The sequence below is a fragment of the Deferrisoma camini S3R1 genome (genome assembly GCF_000526155.1).
In the GTDB taxonomy this organism is placed as follows: Bacteria; Desulfobacterota; Deferrisomatia; order Deferrisomatales; family Deferrisomataceae; genus Deferrisoma; species Deferrisoma camini.
Map to the genome: position 1 here is coordinate 3,950,001 of NZ_JAFN01000001.1, position 18,100 is coordinate 3,968,100.

Sequence of the window (18,100 nt, forward strand, 5' to 3'; positions counted from 1 at the left end):
GTTTCGGCTTCGCTCCCAGGGGCCGTAGGGCCGCGTTGTTGCGCTCCCTTACCTCTTCGGCTACTATGCCGCGAGTATTGAGCCCTTTTGGGAGAAGCCGACGAGGCCCATGTTCGTCTCCTGCCCGAAGTGTCACGCCCGCTACGACGTTCCGGACGAAAAGCTCGCCAAAGGTGCGGTGAAGATCCGGTGCGCCCGGTGCACGAACCTGTTTGCGGTGCGGCGCCGGGTGGGAGCCCCGCCTGAGCCGACACCCTCTGCGGCGGAGCCGAGCCGGGAGGAGCCCCGGCCGGAACCGGAGTCCCCACCCGCTGCGCAGGCCGCTGCCGGGACCCCCGAGGCGCGGTTCGAGGACTTCGATTTCGACGGCTCGCCCCAGGAGGCCCCGGCGCCCGAGGCGGAACCCGAGGTGCCGGCCCAGGACGAGCTGCCCCCCTTGGGCGAGCTGGATCTGGGCGATTTCGAGGGCGAGGGCGAGTCGGTCCAGCCGGAATCCGAGGGGAGCGAGGCCTCCGAACCGGATCTGCCCGATCTGGAGGACCTTCCGTCCTTGGGGGAGCTGGACCTGGGGGACTTCGAGGTCGGTCCCGAGGAGGCCGAACCCACCCCCGCGGCGGAACCCGAGCCGCTGGAGCGGGTGCGCGAGGAGGACCTGGTTCCCCCTCGGCCTTCGGGGGGCGTCCAGGTCCAGAGCCTGGCGGACGACATGCCCCGCCTCGACCTGCAGCGGGGCCCCCGTCGGCCCGACCCTGGGAAGCGTTCGCCCCTGGTGGCCCGCGACCGGAGGCGGTCCCCCCTGTTCTGGGTGGTGGCGCTCGCGGCGGTGGGGATTGCCGGGTTCACCGGCTACAACGTGTACCGCCACCCCGAGGCGTTCACGTTCCTCAGCCCCTCGAAGATCCGGGCCCTGTGGCACCGTCGTGCCGTCAACACCCGGCTGACCGTCCAGAACCTGGAGGGCTACTACCGCGAGGTGGGCGGGCGCAGGGTGTTCGTCATTCGGGGCGAGGTGTGGAACCGGTCCCAGGCTCCCCAAAGCCTGATCCGGGTCCGGGGGAACCTGTTCGACGCCCAGGGCAACCCCCTGGCATCTCGGGAGGTGTTCTGCGGGAACGTCCTCACCGAGGCGGACCTGGCCAAGCTGCCCCCCCAGGACATCGAGGCGCGCCTCCAGAACGAGGTGGGCGAGGGGTTGAGCAACATGGACATCCAACCCGGGGCCCGGGTGCCGTTCATGGTGGTGTTCCTGCCGGCCCCGGAGGGCGCCACCAAGTTCAACGTGGAGGTGGTCCAGGCCCGCGAGGGGGCTTCGGGCGGGTGAGTTCCCCGGGGTGATCCGAGTCTTCCGTCCCCTGTTCCCGCATCTTCGGCCCCATGCGAAGGCCTTCGCATGGGGTTTCGTCGCCCTGGTCTACTCGGTGGCGCTTCAGCTGGCCGGCCCCCAGGTCTTGAGCCGGGGGGTGGACGCCGTGGCTTCCGGTTCGGGCAGTGTGCCGGGGTTGGCGGCGCTCCTCGCCGGGCTGGCCCTGGGCCAGGCCGGGTTCCGGTTCGCGTCGCGCCGGCTCGTGCTGGCCGCGGCCCGGAGGGTCGAGCACGAGCTGCGCATGGCCTACGTGGGCCATCTTCTCCGCCTGCCGGTGGAAACCCTCGACACGGCTCGCCGGGGCGACCTCGTGAGCCGAGCCCTCCACGACATCCAGGACCTCCGACTCTTCCTGGGGGCCGGCCTCCTGAACCTGTGCCAGACCGTGCTCGTGGCCACGGCCACGGCCGTGCTTCTGTGGCGGATCCACCCCGGGCTCACCCTCGTGGCCCTCGCCCCGTTTCCGGCGATCGCCTGGATCGTGCGCCGGATGAGCCCGCGGCTCCACCAGCGGTTTCTCGCGGCGGATCGGGCAGCCGGGGACCTGGCCGACCGGGTCCACGAGACGCTCACCGCCGTGCGGGTGCTGCGGGCCTACCGCAGGGAGGCGTGGCAGCAGGCGCGGTTCCAAAGGGAGAATCAGGCGCTGTGCACGGCCCGGGAGAGGGTGGTGTGGGCCTGGGCCGGGGTGTTTCCCGCCGTGGGGGTGCTGGCGGGCCTGGGCCACGTGGCCGTGCTGGGCCTGGGGGGATATTGGGTGTACGAGGGCAGCCTGTCCCTGGGGGGGCTGGTGGCCTTCAGCGCGTACCTCGCCATGTTGGTGTGGCCGATGGTGGCGCTGGGGTGGACCCTCAGCCTGTTCCAGAGGGGGGCGGCCGCGATGGGCCGCTTGGAGGAGGTGCGGGCCTGGCCGGCCGAGCCCGAGCCGACCGGCCCCCTGCCCCGGGCGGACGGCCCCTGCCTGGAGGCCGAGGGCGTCTCCTACGGCTACCCGGGATCCCGCGGACCCGCCGTCTCCGGTGTGGACCTGCGCGTGCCCGAAGGGGGGGTGTGGGCCCTGGTGGGACCCACGGGTTCGGGGAAGACCACGGTGGTGAGCCTGTTGGCGCGGCTCCGCAGGCCTCAGGCGGGTCGGATCTCGGTCCACGGGGCCCCGATCCACGAGGTCTCCGACGCGGCCCTCCGGCGCCACCTGGCCGTCGTGCCCCAGGAGGACTTCTTCTTCTCCGACACCGTGGCCGCCAACGTGTGCCTCGGGCGGCCCCGGGACGACGCCCAGATCTGGGACGCCCTGGCCCTGGCCGGTCTGGCGGACGATGTGGCGGCCCTGCTAGGTGGGCTCGACACCCCGGTGGGCGAGGGGGGGGTGACGCTCTCCGGGGGGCAGCGCCAGCGCCTCGGCATCGCCCGCGCCGTGTACGGGGACCCTGGCGTGCTCGTGCTGGACGGAAGCCTCTCCAATCTGGACGCCCGCACGGCCCGGGCCGTGATCGGCCGGCTGCGGGAACGGTTCCGCGGCCGCACGCTGCTGGTCGTGAGCCACCGGGCGTTCGAGGTGGAGGAGGCCGACGGGGTGTGGTTCCTGGCCGGAGGCCGAGTGGTCGCGTTCGGGCGGCACGAGGACCTGTGGGACGAGCTGGCCGCCTACCGGAGGCTGTACAGGGAGGAGGCCCTGCGCAGGCAGTTGGAGGAGGAGCCGTGAGGCCCCGGGGCACCGAGACGCGGCCGGTGCGGCCGGGGGACTGGCGGCTGCTCGCCCGTTTGTGGCCCGTGACCCGGCCGTACCGCTCGGCTCTGCTGGCAGGGGTGGGGCTCATGGGGCTGGGGGCCGCGGGCCGGATGGCCGGTCCCTATCTCATCAAGGTCGCCATCGACGGGCCGGTGGTGCGGGGCGACGCCCGGGGCCTGGCCCTGCTCGCCGCGCTGTATCTGGCGGTTCAGCTGGGGGTGGGGGGCGTGGAGGCAGCCCAGACGGTGCTGCTGCGGACCCGGGGGGAGCGGATCCTGCGCGACCTGCGGACCCGCCTGTTCGCCAAGGCGCTCGCGCTTCCCATGGCCCGGCTCGATCACACCCCGGCCGGCACCGTGGTCTCCCGGGTGTCGTCCGACGTGGCGGTGCTGGCCGATCTGTTCAGCGCCGGCATGGTGGGGGTGCTGGGAGACCTGATCCTGGTGCTCGGCATCCTCACGGTGCTGGTGCGGCTCCACGCCGGCCTGGCCCTGACCGTGGTAGCGGTGTTCCCGGTGCTCCTGCTGGCCTCCGAGTGGGTGCGCAGGGGCATGCGCGAGGCATACCGGGCCGCGCGGGAGCACACGTCGCGCCTGACGGCGGCCGTGCACGAGCACCTGCGGGGCGCCGAGGTGGTGAGGCTGTTCGGGGCCCGGGCGTGGAGCCTGGAACGGGTGCGGGACCACGGGGAGGCGAACCTCCGGGCCCAGGTGCGGTCGGTGACTCTGCAGGCCCTGTTCTTCCCCCTGGTGGAGCTGTTCTCGGCCCTTGCCCTGGCCCTGGTGCTGTGGAGGGGGGCCGGATTCGCGGCGGAAGGGGGGTTGACCTTCGGGGCGTTGGTGGCGTTCTTCGAGTACGTCCAGCGGCTGTTCCGGCCCCTGCGGGACGTGGGGGAGCGCATCAACGTGCTCCAGGCGTCGCTCGCCGCGGTGGAACGGATCGTGGGGTTCCTGGACGAGCCGGCCGAGGCGCGGTCGGGCAGGGGCCGGCCGGTCATCCGGGGCGGGATCCGGTTCGAGGGAATCCGGTTCGGCTACGGCGGCGGACCCGACGTGCTGGCCGGGTTCGACCTGGATATCCCCCCGGGGGAGTCGGTGGCCCTGGTGGGGGCCACCGGCGCGGGCAAGACCACCGCGGTGCACCTGTTGCTGGGGTTCTACCGGCCGAGGGCCGGCCGCATCCTGGTGGACGGGGTGCCGTTGGACGAGATCGATCCGGCCTGGATGTCCCGCCACCTGGCCCTGGTGCCCCAGGACCCGGTCCTGCTCCGGGGCACCGTCCTGGAGAACATCCGCCTGGGCCGTGAGTGGGTGGGTGAGGAACAGGCCGTGGCCGCGGCCCGGGCCGTGGGGCTCCACCCCATGGTGGAGGCCCTGCCCCGGGGGTACGAGACCGTTCTCGGCGAGGAGGGGGCGGGCCTGAGCTCGGGCCAGCGGCAGCTGGTGGCGTTCGCCCGGGCCCTGGCCGGCGAGCCGCGGATCCTGATCCTCGACGAGGCCACCTCCGAGGTGGACCAGGACACCGAGGCTCGGATCGAGGAGGCCCTGGCCGTGCTGCTGCAGGGCCGTACCTCGCTGGTGGTGGCCCACCGGCTGACCACGGTCCGGCGGGTGCACCGGATCGCGGTCCTCCACCGGGGGCGACTCGTGGAACAGGGGGCCCACGCCGATCTCTTGGAGCGGGGGGGGCTGTACCGATCGCTGTACGAGTTGAACCTGCTGCGTTCCTGACCACAGGGCCGGCTCCGGGACGGCGGCGGCCGGCCGGCGGAGGAAACACCGTGCTCACCGAGTTGGACGTTCCGAAACACCTCCTGGCCCTGGGGGGGCTGCTGGTGCTCTCCGCGTTCTTCTCGGGGTCGGAGACCGCGCTGCTGGGAGCGGACTGGTGGCGGATGTGCTACCGGGCCCGATCGGGGGACTTCCGGGCCCGGATCTACGAGGCCCTTCTGACCCGGCGGGACCACCTGATCGGCACGATCCTGGTGGGAAACAATCTGGTGAACATCGCGGCCTCGGCCCTGGCCACGGCCGTGGCCCTGCAGCTGTTCGGCGAGGAAGGGATCGCGGTGGCCACCGGCGTGATGACGCTGCTGCTCCTCGTGTTCAGCGAGATCGCCCCCAAGACGTTCGCGGCCCAACGGCCGGAGCCGGTCGCCCTGGCGGTGGCCCCGGTGTTCGCCGTGTTGTGCCGGGTGCTCTATCCCGTGGTGGCAGCCGTGACCTGGCTCTCCAACGGGCTGCTGCGCCTCATGGGAGCCCGGCCCGAGGCCTCGGCCCGGCCGAGCCTCTCGGAGGACGAAATCCAGGCCTTTCTCACGGAGGGGGCGGGGGTGGTCGTGGAGGAGACGCGCAGACGCATGCTCCACGGCATCTTCCGGATCGGGCGGCAACAGGTTCGGGAGATCATGGTGCCCCGCACCCGGGTGCAGGCCCTGGACGTGTCCACTCCCCTGCGGGAGGCGGTGGAGACCTTCGTGCGCACCGGCTACACCCGGCTGCCGGTGTACCGCGAGCAGCTGGACGACCTCGTGGGCATCGCCCACGTGCGCGACGCCGTGGCCCTGCTCATCCGGGACCCCAACGGCCAGTTGGCCCAGGTGGCCCGCGAGCCGTTTTTCGTGCCCGAGACCAAGGACCTGGAGAGCCTGCTGTACGAGTTTCGGACCCGACGGTTCCACATGGCCGTGGTGGTGGACGAGTACGGGGGGGTCGAGGGGATCGTGACCCTGGAGGACGTGATCGAGGAGATCGTGGGCGAGATCCGGGACGAGCACGACGTGGAGGCCGAGCCGATCCGGTTCCTCCCCGGGGGGGAGGCCCTGGTGCACGGGGGCACCCCGATCCGTGAGCTGAACCAGAAGCTGGGGCTTCGCCTGCCCACCGAGCCGGACGTCACGCTGGCCGGGTTCCTGATGACCCGGCTCGGCCACATCCCCCAGCCGGAGGAGGCCTTGGAGTACCTCGGCCACCGCTACACGGTGGAGCGCACCGCCGGCCACCGGGTGCTCCTGGTCCGGATCACCCCGCTCCCGCGTCAGCAATCAGAGGTCAGAGGAAGGTGAGGGGCGTCAGACCGAGTTGCATTCAAAACTATTGGCGCCCGGCCGGAGGCAGGGCCCTTGCCCCGCCCCCGGATCCGTATGCGATGGATGGCAGCTTGGTATCAGACCGTGAACCTCTCCATGAGGTGCTGGAGCCGGGAGGTGCGCTCCCCCAGGCGCTCGGCCGTGCCCCGGGCTTCCTCCACGGCTTCGGCGAGGGTCGCGGCGAGATCGGCCACCGCGTCCAGGTTCCGGCTGATCTCCCCCACGGCGGCGCTCTGCTCGTCGGTGGCCGTGGCGATCTGGGCCACCCGGTCGGCGGTCTGTTCGATTCGCGCAACGATCTCGGACAGGGCCTGGCCCCCCTGGCGGACCTGGGCGCTTGCCTCCTCGACCTCGCGGAGCCCGTCCTCCACCGAAGCGACCGCCTGCTCGGTCTCCTTTTGGATCCCGGCCACCGTCTGACGAACTTGGCGGGTGGCCTGGGCGGTCTTTTCGGATAGCTTCCGGACCTCGTCCGCCACCACGGCGAACCCCCGGCCGTGCTCGCCCGCACGGGCGGCCTCGATGGCCGCGTTCAGGGCCAGCAGGTTCGTCTGGTCCGCGATGTCGTCGATCACCTGCATCACCGCGCCGATCTCGCCGGTGCGGCGGCCGAGGTCCCGGACCTGGGCCGCGATCTCCCGCACCCGCTCCTCCACCCGGCCCATGCCGGCCATCCCCGACTCCACGGTCTGTCCGCCGGTCTCCGCGATCTCGGAAGCCGATCGGGCCGTGGCCGCGGCGTCCCCGGCGTCCCGGGCCACCTGAAGCACGGTGGCGCTCATCTCCTCGGCCGAGGTGGCCGCCGCATGGGTGAGGTCCTTCTGCTCCTCGGCCCGCTGCAGGGCCGCGCGGCTGGCCTCCAGGATCTCGTGGCTGCCCGCCGTGACCTGGTTTGCGGTGTCGAGCACCTCGTGGATGAGGGCCTGCAGCTTCTCGAGAAAGGCGTTGAACGCCGCGGCCAGTTCCCCCATTTCGTCCCGGCTGGTCACGGGGAGGCGGCGGGTGAGGTCGGCCTCGCCGGTGGCCATCTCGGCCACCCGGGCGGTGAGGGTCCGGATCGGGCGGCCCACCTGGACGCCAAGCAGCACCCAGGTACCCAGGGCGGCGGCCAGCAGGCCGGCGAGCCCCGTGACCACGCCGGTGGCGATGCTCGCCCGGCGGGCGCGGGCGAGAAAGGTTCGGCTCTCCTGCTGGGCCCGAACGAGGTCCGCGAGGCTGTAGCGCACGTACAGCACGCCGGCCAGGTCCCCGGGTTTGGCCTCGTCGTGGCACCGGAGGCAGTCCGCCGCCATCCTGTGGGCCCGCAGAAGCACGACCTCCCCGGCACCGGGCACCTCGGCCACCCCCGATCCGGTCGACGCCCGGCGGAAGGCCGCTGGGTCGAACGGTTTTCCCACCGAGGTTTCCCGGCTGGCGTAGGCGATCTTCCCCTTGGGATCCAGGAGCCCGATCTCGACCACCCCTCCGATCTTTCCAAGGTCGGCCAGCAGGTCCTCGAACTGGTCCATCTCGCCCCGCTCCAGGGATCCCTTGGTCCCGGTCTCGAGGCTTGCGAACACGTTGCGGGCCTGGGCCAGGGCCGAGGCCCGCAACGCCTCGGCATTGGAGCGGGCCTGTTCCTCCAACGCCTGGGTCGAACGGCTCGTGGCCACCCAGGTGCTGAGCCCGAACGACAGGGCCAGCACCGCCACGAGAAATCCCCCCGCCTTCACCTGGATCCCGATGCGCATGGAACCCTCCGCAGAAACGCTGGACCTCGGGATGTGGCCGATGGTTTGGTTTTTCCAGTAACTTCGGTCGACGGTCAGCGGTCGTCGGTCTGGGGCCCTCGGCCCGCTGGGCGCCAGGCGGCTCTCGAACCGCGCCAAAGCTCGGGGGCATGGGGCCTGCTTCCGGCCGCGCGCGGCTCTCCAGCAGACCCCATGCCCCCCGGACCCTGAGGTGGCGCCAAAGAGGTGGGGCCATACTTGGAACACTCCGGAATCAAGTAGGTTTTCATGCGTCCCAGCGTCCCAGCCTCCCAGCGTCCTAGCGGAAGTCACATGGAAGCCGTCTCCCCGGCGAGGTCACGCGGTGCGGCCCTCGTTGAGCCGGAAAAACGGGTAGGCCGGGTCCCGAGCGAATCCCGGCCGGGCGCACCCCGTGCACGGAGCCCTGCCCCTCACACACCAGTTCGTCCCGCCGTTCCACCCCCGCCAGGGGCAGTCGGCGTGGGTCAGGGCGCCCTGGCACCCCAGCTTGAACAAGCACCCGTCCTCGCCCGGGGTTCGGGCGAACTCCTGGCGCTCGTACCGGGCGAAGTGGGGGCACTGGTCGTGGACCGGCCGGCCGAAGAACGCGGTGGGGCGGTGCTCCTCATCGACCGTTATGTCGTTCTTGTGCAGCACCAGCACGGCGGTCCCCACGATCCAGTGGGGGTGTGCCGGGCAGCCGGGCACGTTCAGGTGGGGGACCGAGACCCCCGCCCTCGCCAGGACCTCGCTCACCGGGGCCGCGCCGGTGGGGTTGGCCGCGGCTGCCGGGATGCCCCCAAAGCTCGCGCAGGTCCCCACGGCCAGCACGGCCCGGGCCCGGGCCGCCGCGCGGGAGACCAGGCTCGCGATGGGCTCGTCGCCCACGGTGCAGGCCCGGGGCATACCCAGGGGCATGGCCCCCTCCACGGCCAGTAGGTAACCCCCGGCGTTCACGGCCCGGTCCACCGCTGCCAGTGCCTCGTCTCCGGTGGCTGCGGACAGGGTGGGGTGGAACCACACCGAGAAGTATCGGGTCAGCAGCTCGGCCGGACCGGGCCGCTCCCCGTTCAACAGGCTCACCGAGCAGCCGGAGCACGACTGCCCTTGGAGCCACACCAGGCCCGGCCGCCGGGCGGCCAGTCCCTCCAGGGCCCGGGCGAGCCGGGGCACGGAGCCCGAGCCGAGCCCCAGTCCGGCGGCCAGCATCGCCGCATCCCGCAGAAACTCCCGTCGGGTGTGAGCCATGGCGGGTTCTCCTTTGTCGGCGGATTCAATGCACCGCGCAGGCGATGCACGGATCGAACGAGCGCACCACCCGCGCGACCGCCAGCCCCCTGGGCTCCCCTTCCAGAGGCTCCAGCCCCTCCAGGGCGGCCTCCACCGCCCCGGGCCGGCCCCGGCCGTCCCGGGGCGAGAAGTTCCAGGTGCTGGGGACGATGCACTGATAGGCCTCGATCCGAAGCTCCCGTACGCTCACCCAGTGGCCCAGGGCTCCCCGCGGCGCCTCCACGAGGCCGGCCCCGTCCCCCGAGGCGTTGGGCTCGTAGGGCCCGACCGTGGGGCCGGCAGGGTCGAGGCGGTCGAGCCAGGCTTCCATGCGGCGGGCCAGCATCCAAGCCTCGAGGGCCCGGGCGAGGTGCCGGCCCGTCACGCCGGAGAGCTCCGACAGCCGCAGACCGGCGGGCGCGAGCCACCGCTCCCCGGCCTCCTTCACCTCCGGCAGCCCCGAGGCCGCGGCCACCCGGAGCCGGGCCAGGGGGCCCACCTCCACCGGGCGGCCGTCGTAGCGGGGCGCCTTGAGCCAGGAATACGCACCCGGCTTTTCCGGGTCGGGCTCGGCCCCCCGGTACCGGCTGTGGGCGGTCTCCTCTGTGATCCGGCCCGGGTCCAGCGGCTCGAGCCGGTCGCCGGCCCACACGCCGGCCGGAAGCCAGGGCCGTCCGTCCGCCTCCTCGAACGCCCCGAACGCGAGGTACCGGTCGGGGCCGACGCCCTGGCCGGCGAGGTGCGGGAACCGGGCCGCCACCTCGAGCGCGTCCGGCAGGTACACCTGCTCCACGAACCCGCGGACCGAGGCCAGCTCGCTCCGGAACCCCTCGACGCCGAGGGGATCCACGCCCGCGGTGACTCCGCCGGGAACCAGCGTGGCGGTGTGGGGAACCCGCCCACCGAACCGGGCCGCCATGCGGTGGGTGGCCTGTCGCACCTCCAGCGCCTTCAGGTAGTGTCCCAGGGCCCGTCCCGCCCACCGGCCGTCCGAGGGCAGCCCAGCGGGCCACTGGGGCAGGAAGGGGGCGGCGGGAAGTACCCGGTTCGACCGCACCTCGGCCTCCACCCAGGTCCGGAGGGCCCGCACCGCCGGATCGGGATCGTCGGATTTCAAAAGTGCTCCCACGTCCACGAAGTCCAGGGCCGACAGGTGGTAGAAGTGGAGCAGGTGGCTCTGGAGGAAGTTGGCTCCCAGCACCAGGCTGCGGAGCAGCCGGCCGTTGGGCGGCACCCGAATCCCCAGGGCCTGTTCCAGCGCCCGGCACGAGGCCACGGCGTGGCTCACCGGGCACACCCCGCAGATGCGCTGGGTGATCACGGGCGCGTCCAGGGCGTCCCTCCCCCTCAGGATCGACTCGAAACCGCGAAACATCTCGCCGGCCACCCGGGCCTCGGCGAGCCTGGGGCCGTCCCAGCGGGTTTCCACCCTGAGGTGCCCCTCGATCCGGGTCACCGGGTCGAGCACGATCGTGGCCATGACGTGGTCCTCCTGCTGGGGCGGGGAGCCGGTGCCGAGCCCCACCGTCGATCCGTTGGAACGCCCCGTGGCATCCGGGGTCCAGGTCGGCAAATCCCTGGGAAAGCTTTAGGAAATCGGAGGGGATTTTCCGAGGACCGGCACGCAAAATTTGCCGGAGTTGGAAAAGACTCGCATTCGAAGGGGGCTCGTTTCGAGTTGTTGCAGGCCGTGGGGGACAGAGGAGGGGCCGGGGCAGCCGGCGCCGGCCGGCCGTGGTCCGTGGCTGGATTTCTTTCCTCCCGGTTTGCTTGACAGCGGTGGGACGGCTTTGTATAGTCCGGCCATGATGTGGGATGAGGTGGGATAGAGTGGGTTCCAGGGCCATGGAGGCCGCATGTTCCGGGGATGCTTCGAGCACACCATCGACGACAAGGGTCGGCTCAGCATCCCCGCTCGCTTCCGGGAAGCCCTGGAGACCACGTTCAGCGCCCCCCTCTACCTGACCCGCCACAAGGACTGCTTGGTCGCCTACCCGGCCGACGAGTGGAGGGCCCTCGAGGCCCGGATCAACGAACTGCCCGCCTTCGATCCCAAGATCCAGGCCTTTCGACGGTTCTTCTACGCCCCCGCGCAGGAGTGCGCGGTGGACCGGGCCGGCCGTATCCTGGTGCCGCCCACCCTCCGGGCCTACGCCGGCCTCGACCGCCAGGTGGTGCTCGCCGGGATGGGAAAGAACTTCGAGATCTGGGCCAAGGAACGCTACGACGCCGCCATGGACGCGGTGGCCGCCCAGTTCGACGAGATCGCCGGGGCGGTGGGGGGATTGGGGCTGTGACCCGCATCGTCCGGCGCACCCACCGGGGGGTGATCGTGGTCCGGATCGAGGGGGACGTCGGGTTGGAGCGGGCTCGGGACTTCGAGGAGGCCCTGCGGGGCGCGCCGGGCGACCGTTTGGTCGTGGACCTGCGCAAGGCCCGGCACCTCCACTACCGCATGGCGAGCCAGCTCCTGTTGCTGGCCCGGCGGCGGAGGGTGCAGCTGGTGGGGCCGAGCCCCTACCTGCGGCAGATCCTCCGGTTCGTGGGCGGGGCCGACGGAGATCTCCCCGAGTTCCGGACCCTCCGGGAGGCCCTGCAGGCCCATGACGCCGCCTGATCGGCCATACCACGTGCCCGTGCTGGCCCGGGAGGTCGTGGATCTCCTGGTGACCGATCCGAACGGCCGGTACGTGGACGGCACCCTGGGCGGGGGAGGGCACGCCCGTCGGATCCTGGAGCGGCTGGGGCCGGCAGGGGCCCTGCTGGGGATCGACCGGGATCCCGGCGCTCTGGCTGCCGCCGCCGACCTGGCCCAGGACCCCCGCGTCCGGCTTCGACCGGGGAACTTCGGGGACCTGGCCGAACTCCTGACCGACGAAGGGTGGGGGCAGGCCACGGGGATCCTCCTGGACCTGGGCGTGAGCTCCCGGCAGCTCGACGAGGGGGGCAGGGGGTTCAGTTTCCGGCGGGACGGCCCCCTGGACATGCGCATGGATCCGGGGCTTCCGGTCACCGCGGCGGACCTGGTGAACACCCTGCCCGAGGCCGAGCTGGCCCGGCTGTTCCGGGAGTACGGGGAGGAGCCGCGGGCCCGTCGGGCGGCGCGGGCGGTGGTGGCGGCCCGGCGCCGAAAGCCGTTTTCCACCACGGGGGAGCTGGCCGAGGTGGTGGAGCGGGCGCTGGGCCGGCGCGGCCCCAAGCACCCCGCCACCCGGGTGTTCCAGGCCCTGCGCATCGCGGTGAACCGGGAGCTCGAGGCCCTGGATCGGTTCCTGGCCGCCCTGCCCGAGGTGATGGCTCCGGGGGGACGGGTGGTGGTGATCTCGTACCATTCGTTGGAGGATCGGCGGGTGAAACAGGCCCTGCGCAACGCCGAGCCCCGGTGCCGCTGCCCTGTCGAGGCGTTGCGGTGCACCTGCGGCCGGCCCGGGTGGCTTCGGGTCCTCACCCGTCGGGTGGTCCGGCCGAGCGACGACGAGAAGGCCCGGAACCCCCGCGCCCGGAGCGCCCGCCTGCGAGCGGCCGAACGCCTTGTGCAAGACCGGGGTCAGGGAGGACAATCATGACGACCACCGCGCTCACCCGAGTGCTTCGCGCCGAGATCCTGACGGGAACCGTGCCCGGGCTGAGGGCCTGGCTGGTGCGGGCCGGCTGTTTCGGGCTGTGCCTGACCGCGGCCCTGTTCCTGGTGGCGGTCCGGCTCCAGGCCATCCGGCTGCGCTACGAGATCAACGAGCTCGTGCGGGAGAAGCAGGCGGCGGCCGCCCGCCTGTCCAACCTCGAGGTGGAGCGCTCGGCCCTGGGGGCGTCGAACCGGATCGAAAGGGAGGCCCGCCGCCTGGGGTTCGTGGTTCCGGGCCGGGATGCGGTCGTCGTTCTCTCCGACTAGGAACCGGTCGGCCCGGCCGCTGCGGGGCGAGCGCATCCGGTTGGCCCTGGTGGCCGGCCTGGTGCTCTCGCTGCTGGCCGCGGCGGCCCTCCGGGCCGCGCATCTCCAGATCGTGCAGGCGCCTCGGCTCCAGGAGCGGGCCCGGCGTCAGCACCAGCGGCAGATCGAGATCCTCCCCACCCGCGGGCCGATCTTGGACCGAAACGGGCGGGAGCTGGCGTTGAGCGTGCCGGGTTGGAGCCTGTTCGCCGACCCCTCGGTGCTGCTGGCCGACCCGGAGGCCGTGGCCCGGGTCGGTGAGATCCTGGGGTGGTCCGCCGATCGGCTTCGGCGCCGGCTCGAGCGGGGGGGGGCCCGGTTCGCGTGGATCAAGCGGGGGCTCAGCCCGTCCGAGGTCCGGGCCCTGCGCCGGGCCGACGTGCCGGGCACCGGCCTGGCCCGAGAGCCCCAGCGGTTCTACCCCAAGAGGTCCCTGGCCGGGCAGGTGTTGGGGTTCGTGGGGGCGGACGGCCAGGGCCTGGGGGGCCTGGAGTACCGGTTCGACTCGGTGCTCCGGGGGCGCCAGCGGCGGGTTCTGGCCACCCGGGACGCGCGGGGGCGGCTGATGCTGCCCGACGCCCCGGATCCCCTGGCAGCGTCGGGTGGCAGCCTGGTGCTCACCCTGGACGAGACGATCCAGCACATCGCCGAGGAGGAACTGGCCCGGGCGGTGAAGGCCAGCGACGCCCGGGGCGGGGTGGCCGTGGTGGTGGAGCCGAGCACGGGCGAGATCCTGGCCCTGGCCCAGGTCCCGGCCTTCAACCCCAACGCCCTGGGCCGCAGCCGGCCGGCCGACCGGAAGGTCCGGGCGGCCGTGGACGTGTTCGAGCCGGGCAGCACCCTGAAGGCCCTGTTCGTGGGGCTGCTCCTGGACCGGAGGCTGGCCCGCCCCGACGAGCGGGTGTTCTGCGAGAACGGCGCCTGGCAGGTCCACGGCCGGACCATCCACGACCACAAGCCCCACGGGTGGCTCACGGTCGAGGAGATCCTTCGGGTCTCCAGCAACATCGGGGTCGCGAAGCTCTCGGAGCGGCTCCCTCCCGAGGAGCTGTACCGGGGCTACCGGGCTTTCGGGTTCGGGGAGCCCACCGGGGTGGAGCTGTCGGGGGAGTCCCGGGGGCTCCTGCCCGAGCCCCGGCGGTGGTCCCTGATGACCCCCAAGACCCTGGCTTACGGCCAGGGGATCGGTGCCACGGCCCTGCAGGTGACGGGGGCGTTCGCGGCCCTGGCCAACGGGGGGCTCCGGATGCGGCTGCGCCTGGTGCGGGAGGTGCGGGCCCCCGACGGAAGCGTGGTGGAGAGGTACGAGCCCCAGGCCGTGGGCCGGGTGATCTCCGAGGCCACGGCCCGGCGTCTCACCCGGATCCTCGAGGGGGTGGTGAGCCCGGAGGGCACCGCCCCCCGGGCCCTGGTGCCGGGGTTCCGGGTGGCCGGCAAGACCGGCACCGCCTGGAAGGTGGAAGGGGGGCGGTACAACCCCCGCAAGGTGTGGGCGAGCTTCGTGGGGTACGTGCCGAGCCGCGCCCCCCAGCTGGTGATCCTGGCCGCGGTGGACGAGCCCCGGAAGGGCTCGCGGTACGGTGGGATGGTGGCCGGTCCGGTGTTCCGGGAGATCGCCCGCCGGGCCCTGGCGTACCTGGGCGTGGCGCCCGAGGCGGTGGCCTCGGCCCGGCCGGCCGAGGCGGTCCCGGCCCCGAGCCGCCGGAAGACCGGCGCCGTTGCCGAGCCGGGGGTCATGCCGGACTGCCGGGGGCTCACGATGCGCGCCGCCCTCCGGTTGCTGTCTCGGGCCGGGGTGGCCGGTCGGGTCCGGTTCCTGGGGACGGGGTGGGCGGCCCAGCAGGACCCTGCCCCCGGCACGCGTCTGGGGCCCGACACCACCTGCACCGTGGTGTTCCGGCCGCCCTTTGGGAGCTAGAGGCTAGAAACTGGAGAAATTCCGAGGGGATCGGGCCGTTGGGTAGGGGCGGGTCTCCAGCAGGCCCCATGCTCCCGAGCTTTGGCGCGATTCGAGAGCCGCCCGGCCGCCTAGCTGCCTAGCCGCCCAGCGGGCCGAAGGCCCCCGACCGACGACCAACGACTGACGACCGTCGACCGAAGTTACATGGAAGAACCGCGTTGCCGTCTTTGCCCACGGCGAGGATCATGCGTCTGAGTGACCTGATGCCCGAGCTGCCCGGAGCCCGACCCCTGGATCCGGGGAACCCCGAGATCCGGGGGGTCACCTGCGACTCCCGGACGGTGCGGCGGGGAGACCTGTTCGCCGCCGTGCCGGGGTCCCGGGTGGACGGCCACGCCTTCGCCCCTGTTGCGGCCGCGGCAGGGGCTTCTGTGTGTCTGGTGAGCCGGACGGTGGAGGCGCCGGGGGCGGTGCGGGTGAGGGTGGACGACCCCGAGGCCGCACTGGCGCGGGCCGCCGCCGCGTTCCACGGCCACCCCTCCCGTCGGCTCCGGGTGGTGGGCATCACAGGGACGAACGGCAAGACCACCACGGCGTTCCTGGTGGAGCACATCCTGGCCTCCGAGGGAAGGGTCACGGCCCGGCTGGGCACCGTGGGGTACGCGTTCCCCCGCGGGGAGGAGCCGGCGCCGCTCACCACGCCGGACGCCCCCGCCCTCCAGGCCGCCCTGGCCCGGGCCCGGGACGAGGGGGCCCAGGCCGTGGTGATGGAGGTCAGCTCCCACGCCCTGGCCCGGCGGCGGGTGGAGGCGACCCGGTTCGCGTGCGTGGCGTTCACGAACCTGACCCAGGATCACCTGGACTACCACGGCACCCTGGAGGCGTATTTCGAGGCCAAGCGGCTCTTGTTCACCCGATACGCGGCCGGGGCGCCGGCCGTGGTGAACGCCGACGACCCCTTCGGCCGGCGCCTCCTGGCGGAGCTGGGCCCGCGGGCCCTGTCGTTCGGGCTGGAGGCGGGGGACGTGCGGGTGGTGGTGGACGACCAAGGCCCGTGGGGTTTCCGGGGGCGGGTGCGGCTGCCGGACCGGGAGGTGGCGCTGGAGCTTCCGCTGGTGGGCCGGTTCAACGCGGCCAACGCGGCCTGCGCCCTGGCCTGCGCCCTGGCCCTGGGCATCGACGGAGAGCGGGCCGCGGCGCATCTGGCCCGGGCCCCGGCCGTGCCGGGCCGGGTCGAGCCGGTGCCGAACCGGCTGGGGTTCGCCGTGTACGTGGACTACGCCCACACCCCGGACGCGCTGGACCGGGTCCTCCAGACCGTGGCCGAGGTGACCCCCGGCCGGGTCATCGCCCTGTTCGGGTGCGGCGGCGACCGGGACCGCTCGAAGCGGGCCCCCATGGCCCGGGCCGCGGCCCGGTGGGCGCAGGCCTTGGTGATCACGGCCGACAACTCCCGGTCGGAGCCCACCGACCGGATCCTCGACGAGATCGAGGCCGGCCTGCCGGCCGGGTGGACCCGGGTCCGGGCCGCGCCGGAGCTCGGGCAGGATCGCTCCTACGTGCGCGTGCCCGACCGGGCCGAGGCGATCCGGTGGGCGGTGGCGGCGGCCCGGCCGGGCGACGCCGTGGTGCTGGCGGGCAAGGGCCACGAGACCACCCAGACCCTGGGCCCCGAGGTTCTGCCCTTCGACGACCGGCTGGAGGCCCGGCGGGCCCTGGCCGAGCGGGAGGCGGCGGCGTGAGGCTGAGGCTGGCCGACGTGGCCCGGGCCACCGGGGGCGAGCTGCGCGGGGGCGACCCCGAGCGGTGGATGGAGCGGGTGCACACCGACACGCGCACCCTGCGGCCCGGGGACCTGTTCGTGGCCCTTCGGGGGCCCCGGCACGACGGCCACGACCACCTGGCCGAGGCCGCAGCCGGCGGGGCCGCGGCCGTGGTGATCCACCGGGGCGAGCCGCCCCCCGGGGTGCCGGCGGTGCGGGTGGCCGACACCCTCCAGGCCCTGGGGGACCTGGCCGCGTTCGTGCGGGATCGCATCGGGTTTCCGGTGGTGGCGGTCACCGGAAGTGCGGGGAAGACCACCACCCGCGAGCTCACCGCCGCCCTGCTCTCCGCGGCGGGCCGCCGGGTTCTGACCAGCCCGGGCAACTGGAACAACCGGGTCGGCCTGCCCCTGACCCTGCTGGGGGCGTTGGGGGACGAGACCGCCGCGGTGCTGGAGCTGGGCATCAGCGAGCCCGGAGAGATGGCGCACCTCACGGCGGTGGCCCGACCGGACGTGGCCGTGATCACCTGCGTGGGGGCCTGTCACACCGAGGGCCTGGGTGGGATCGAGGGCGTGGCCCGGGAGAAGCTGGCCATCGCCCGGGGGCTGCGGCCGGGGGGGACGTTGGTGCTGCCCCACGGCGACGAGCTCCTCGTGCCCCCGCCCGGGATCCGGGTGCTCACCTTCGGCTGGTCCGAGGGCGCGGACGTTCGGGGCGAGGCCTACCGAACCGGTGAAAGGGGAGGCTGCGAGTTCCGGGTGGGCGGCCGCCGGATCCGGCTGGGGTTGCCTGGCCGCCACAACGCCGCGAACGCCCTGGCGGCCCTGGCCGCGGCCCGGGCCCTCGGGATCGAGCCGGCCGACCCCTCCCGGGCGTGGGAGGGCCTGGGCCCGGCGCCCCTGCGGGGGGAGGTGCGGCCGGGCCGGGCCGGGTCCCGTCTGTACGTGGACTGCTACAACGCAAACCCCACGGCGGTGGAGGCCGCCCTGGAGACCCTGACCGAGCTCGCGGCCGGGGGCCGAGCCATCGCGGTGCTGGGGGAGATGCTCGAGCTGGGCCCCCTGTGCCGGGCCGGCCACGAGGCGGTGGGCCGGGCCGCGGCCCGGTTGGGCCTGGCCGAGCTGCACCTGCTGGGCCGGCGCACCGAGGCGATCCGGGAGGGGGCGCTCGATGCCGGGTTTCCGGCGGAGCGGATCTGGACCTACGACGACCAAACCACCCTGGTGGCGGCCGTGGGCCGGCGCCTCCGGCCCGGGGACTGGGTGCTCGTGAAGGGCAGCCGGGCCCTGGGCCTGGAGGCCGTGGCCGACGCCCTGGAGCGATGAGC

14 protein-coding genes are annotated in these 18,100 nt (G+C 73.3%); 11 read left to right on the forward strand and 3 right to left on the reverse strand.

Going from position 1 to position 18,100, the window contains the following annotated elements; all coding sequences use genetic code 11:
* Window positions 1-109: 109 nt before the first annotated feature.
* The 4 genes from DEFCA_RS0117425 to DEFCA_RS0117440 are packed head-to-tail and all read left to right on the forward strand — an operon-like array spanning window position 110 to window position 6,156.
* On the forward strand, window positions 110-1,321 hold the full coding sequence (locus DEFCA_RS0117425) for a DUF3426 domain-containing protein (protein ID WP_025324281.1): 1,212 nt from the start codon (window positions 110-112) through the stop codon (window positions 1,319-1,321).
* Between the two features lie 10 nt (window positions 1,322-1,331).
* Complete coding sequence (locus tag DEFCA_RS0117430) at window positions 1,332-3,065, forward strand: ABC transporter ATP-binding protein (protein WP_025324282.1); 1,734 nt, start codon at window positions 1,332-1,334, stop codon at window positions 3,063-3,065.
* Entirely contained in the window at window positions 3,062-4,822 is a 1,761-nt protein-coding gene (locus DEFCA_RS0117435) for an ABC transporter ATP-binding protein (protein WP_025324283.1), read from the forward strand. Before DEFCA_RS0117430 ends, DEFCA_RS0117435 begins: the two co-directional genes overlap by 4 nt.
* 50 nt (window positions 4,823-4,872) lie before the next feature.
* A complete protein-coding gene (locus tag DEFCA_RS0117440) occupies window positions 4,873-6,156 on the forward strand; it encodes an HlyC/CorC family transporter (protein ID WP_025324284.1) in 1,284 nt (427 codons plus the stop codon).
* A gap of 101 nt (window positions 6,157-6,257) precedes the next feature.
* Here DEFCA_RS0117440 and DEFCA_RS0117445 read toward each other — a convergent pair whose 3' ends face one another.
* The 3 genes from DEFCA_RS0117445 to DEFCA_RS0117455 form a co-directional block, all read right to left on the reverse strand.
* The gene (locus tag DEFCA_RS0117445; RefSeq protein ID WP_025324285.1) at window positions 6,258-7,910 is read right to left on the reverse strand and encodes a methyl-accepting chemotaxis protein; all 1,653 of its coding nucleotides are present in this window, start codon (window positions 7,908-7,910) and stop codon (window positions 6,258-6,260) included.
* 336 nt (window positions 7,911-8,246) lie between these two features.
* Entirely contained in the window at window positions 8,247-9,158 is a 912-nt protein-coding gene (locus DEFCA_RS0117450; protein WP_025324286.1) for a hydrogenase small subunit, read from the reverse strand.
* 25 nt (window positions 9,159-9,183) lie between these two features.
* Window positions 9,184-10,659 carry a nickel-dependent hydrogenase large subunit gene (locus DEFCA_RS0117455; protein ID WP_025324287.1) on the reverse strand — a complete coding sequence of 492 codons (1,476 nt, stop codon included), beginning with the start codon at window positions 10,657-10,659 and terminating at the stop codon, window positions 9,184-9,186.
* Between the two features lie 376 nt (window positions 10,660-11,035).
* Here DEFCA_RS0117455 and mraZ point away from each other — a divergent pair, with 376 nt between their 5' ends.
* The 7 genes from mraZ (at window position 11,036) to DEFCA_RS0117490 (ending at window position 18,098) form a co-directional block, all read left to right on the forward strand.
* Complete coding sequence (gene mraZ, locus DEFCA_RS0117460) at window positions 11,036-11,476, forward strand: division/cell wall cluster transcriptional repressor MraZ (protein WP_025324288.1); 441 nt, start codon at window positions 11,036-11,038, stop codon at window positions 11,474-11,476.
* Window positions 11,473-11,796 carry an STAS domain-containing protein gene (locus DEFCA_RS0117465; RefSeq protein ID WP_025324289.1) on the forward strand — a complete coding sequence of 108 codons (324 nt, stop codon included), beginning with the start codon at window positions 11,473-11,475 and terminating at the stop codon, window positions 11,794-11,796. Before mraZ ends, DEFCA_RS0117465 begins: the two co-directional genes overlap by 4 nt.
* On the forward strand, window positions 11,783-12,745 hold the full coding sequence (gene rsmH, locus DEFCA_RS0117470) for a 16S rRNA (cytosine(1402)-N(4))-methyltransferase RsmH (protein WP_025324290.1): 963 nt from the start codon (window positions 11,783-11,785) through the stop codon (window positions 12,743-12,745). Before DEFCA_RS0117465 ends, rsmH begins: the two co-directional genes overlap by 14 nt.
* Window positions 12,742-13,068, forward strand: a complete 327-nt coding sequence (locus tag DEFCA_RS0117475) for a cell division protein FtsL (RefSeq protein WP_025324291.1) — start codon at window positions 12,742-12,744, stop codon at window positions 13,066-13,068. The genes rsmH and DEFCA_RS0117475 overlap by 4 nt, the downstream gene beginning before the upstream one ends.
* Window positions 13,043-15,025 carry a penicillin-binding protein gene (locus DEFCA_RS0117480; protein WP_025324292.1) on the forward strand — a complete coding sequence of 661 codons (1,983 nt, stop codon included), beginning with the start codon at window positions 13,043-13,045 and terminating at the stop codon, window positions 15,023-15,025. The genes DEFCA_RS0117475 and DEFCA_RS0117480 overlap by 26 nt, the downstream gene beginning before the upstream one ends.
* A gap of 227 nt (window positions 15,026-15,252) precedes the next feature.
* Window positions 15,253-16,749: a UDP-N-acetylmuramoyl-L-alanyl-D-glutamate--2,6-diaminopimelate ligase gene (locus DEFCA_RS0117485; RefSeq protein WP_025324293.1), complete on the forward strand. Its 1,497-nt coding sequence runs from the start codon at window positions 15,253-15,255 to the stop codon at window positions 16,747-16,749.
* Window positions 16,746-18,098, forward strand: coding sequence for a UDP-N-acetylmuramoyl-tripeptide--D-alanyl-D-alanine ligase (locus DEFCA_RS0117490; RefSeq protein WP_025324294.1), 1,353 nt, complete (start codon window positions 16,746-16,748; stop codon window positions 18,096-18,098). Before DEFCA_RS0117485 ends, DEFCA_RS0117490 begins: the two co-directional genes overlap by 4 nt.
* The last annotated feature ends 2 nt before the right edge of the window (window positions 18,099-18,100 follow it).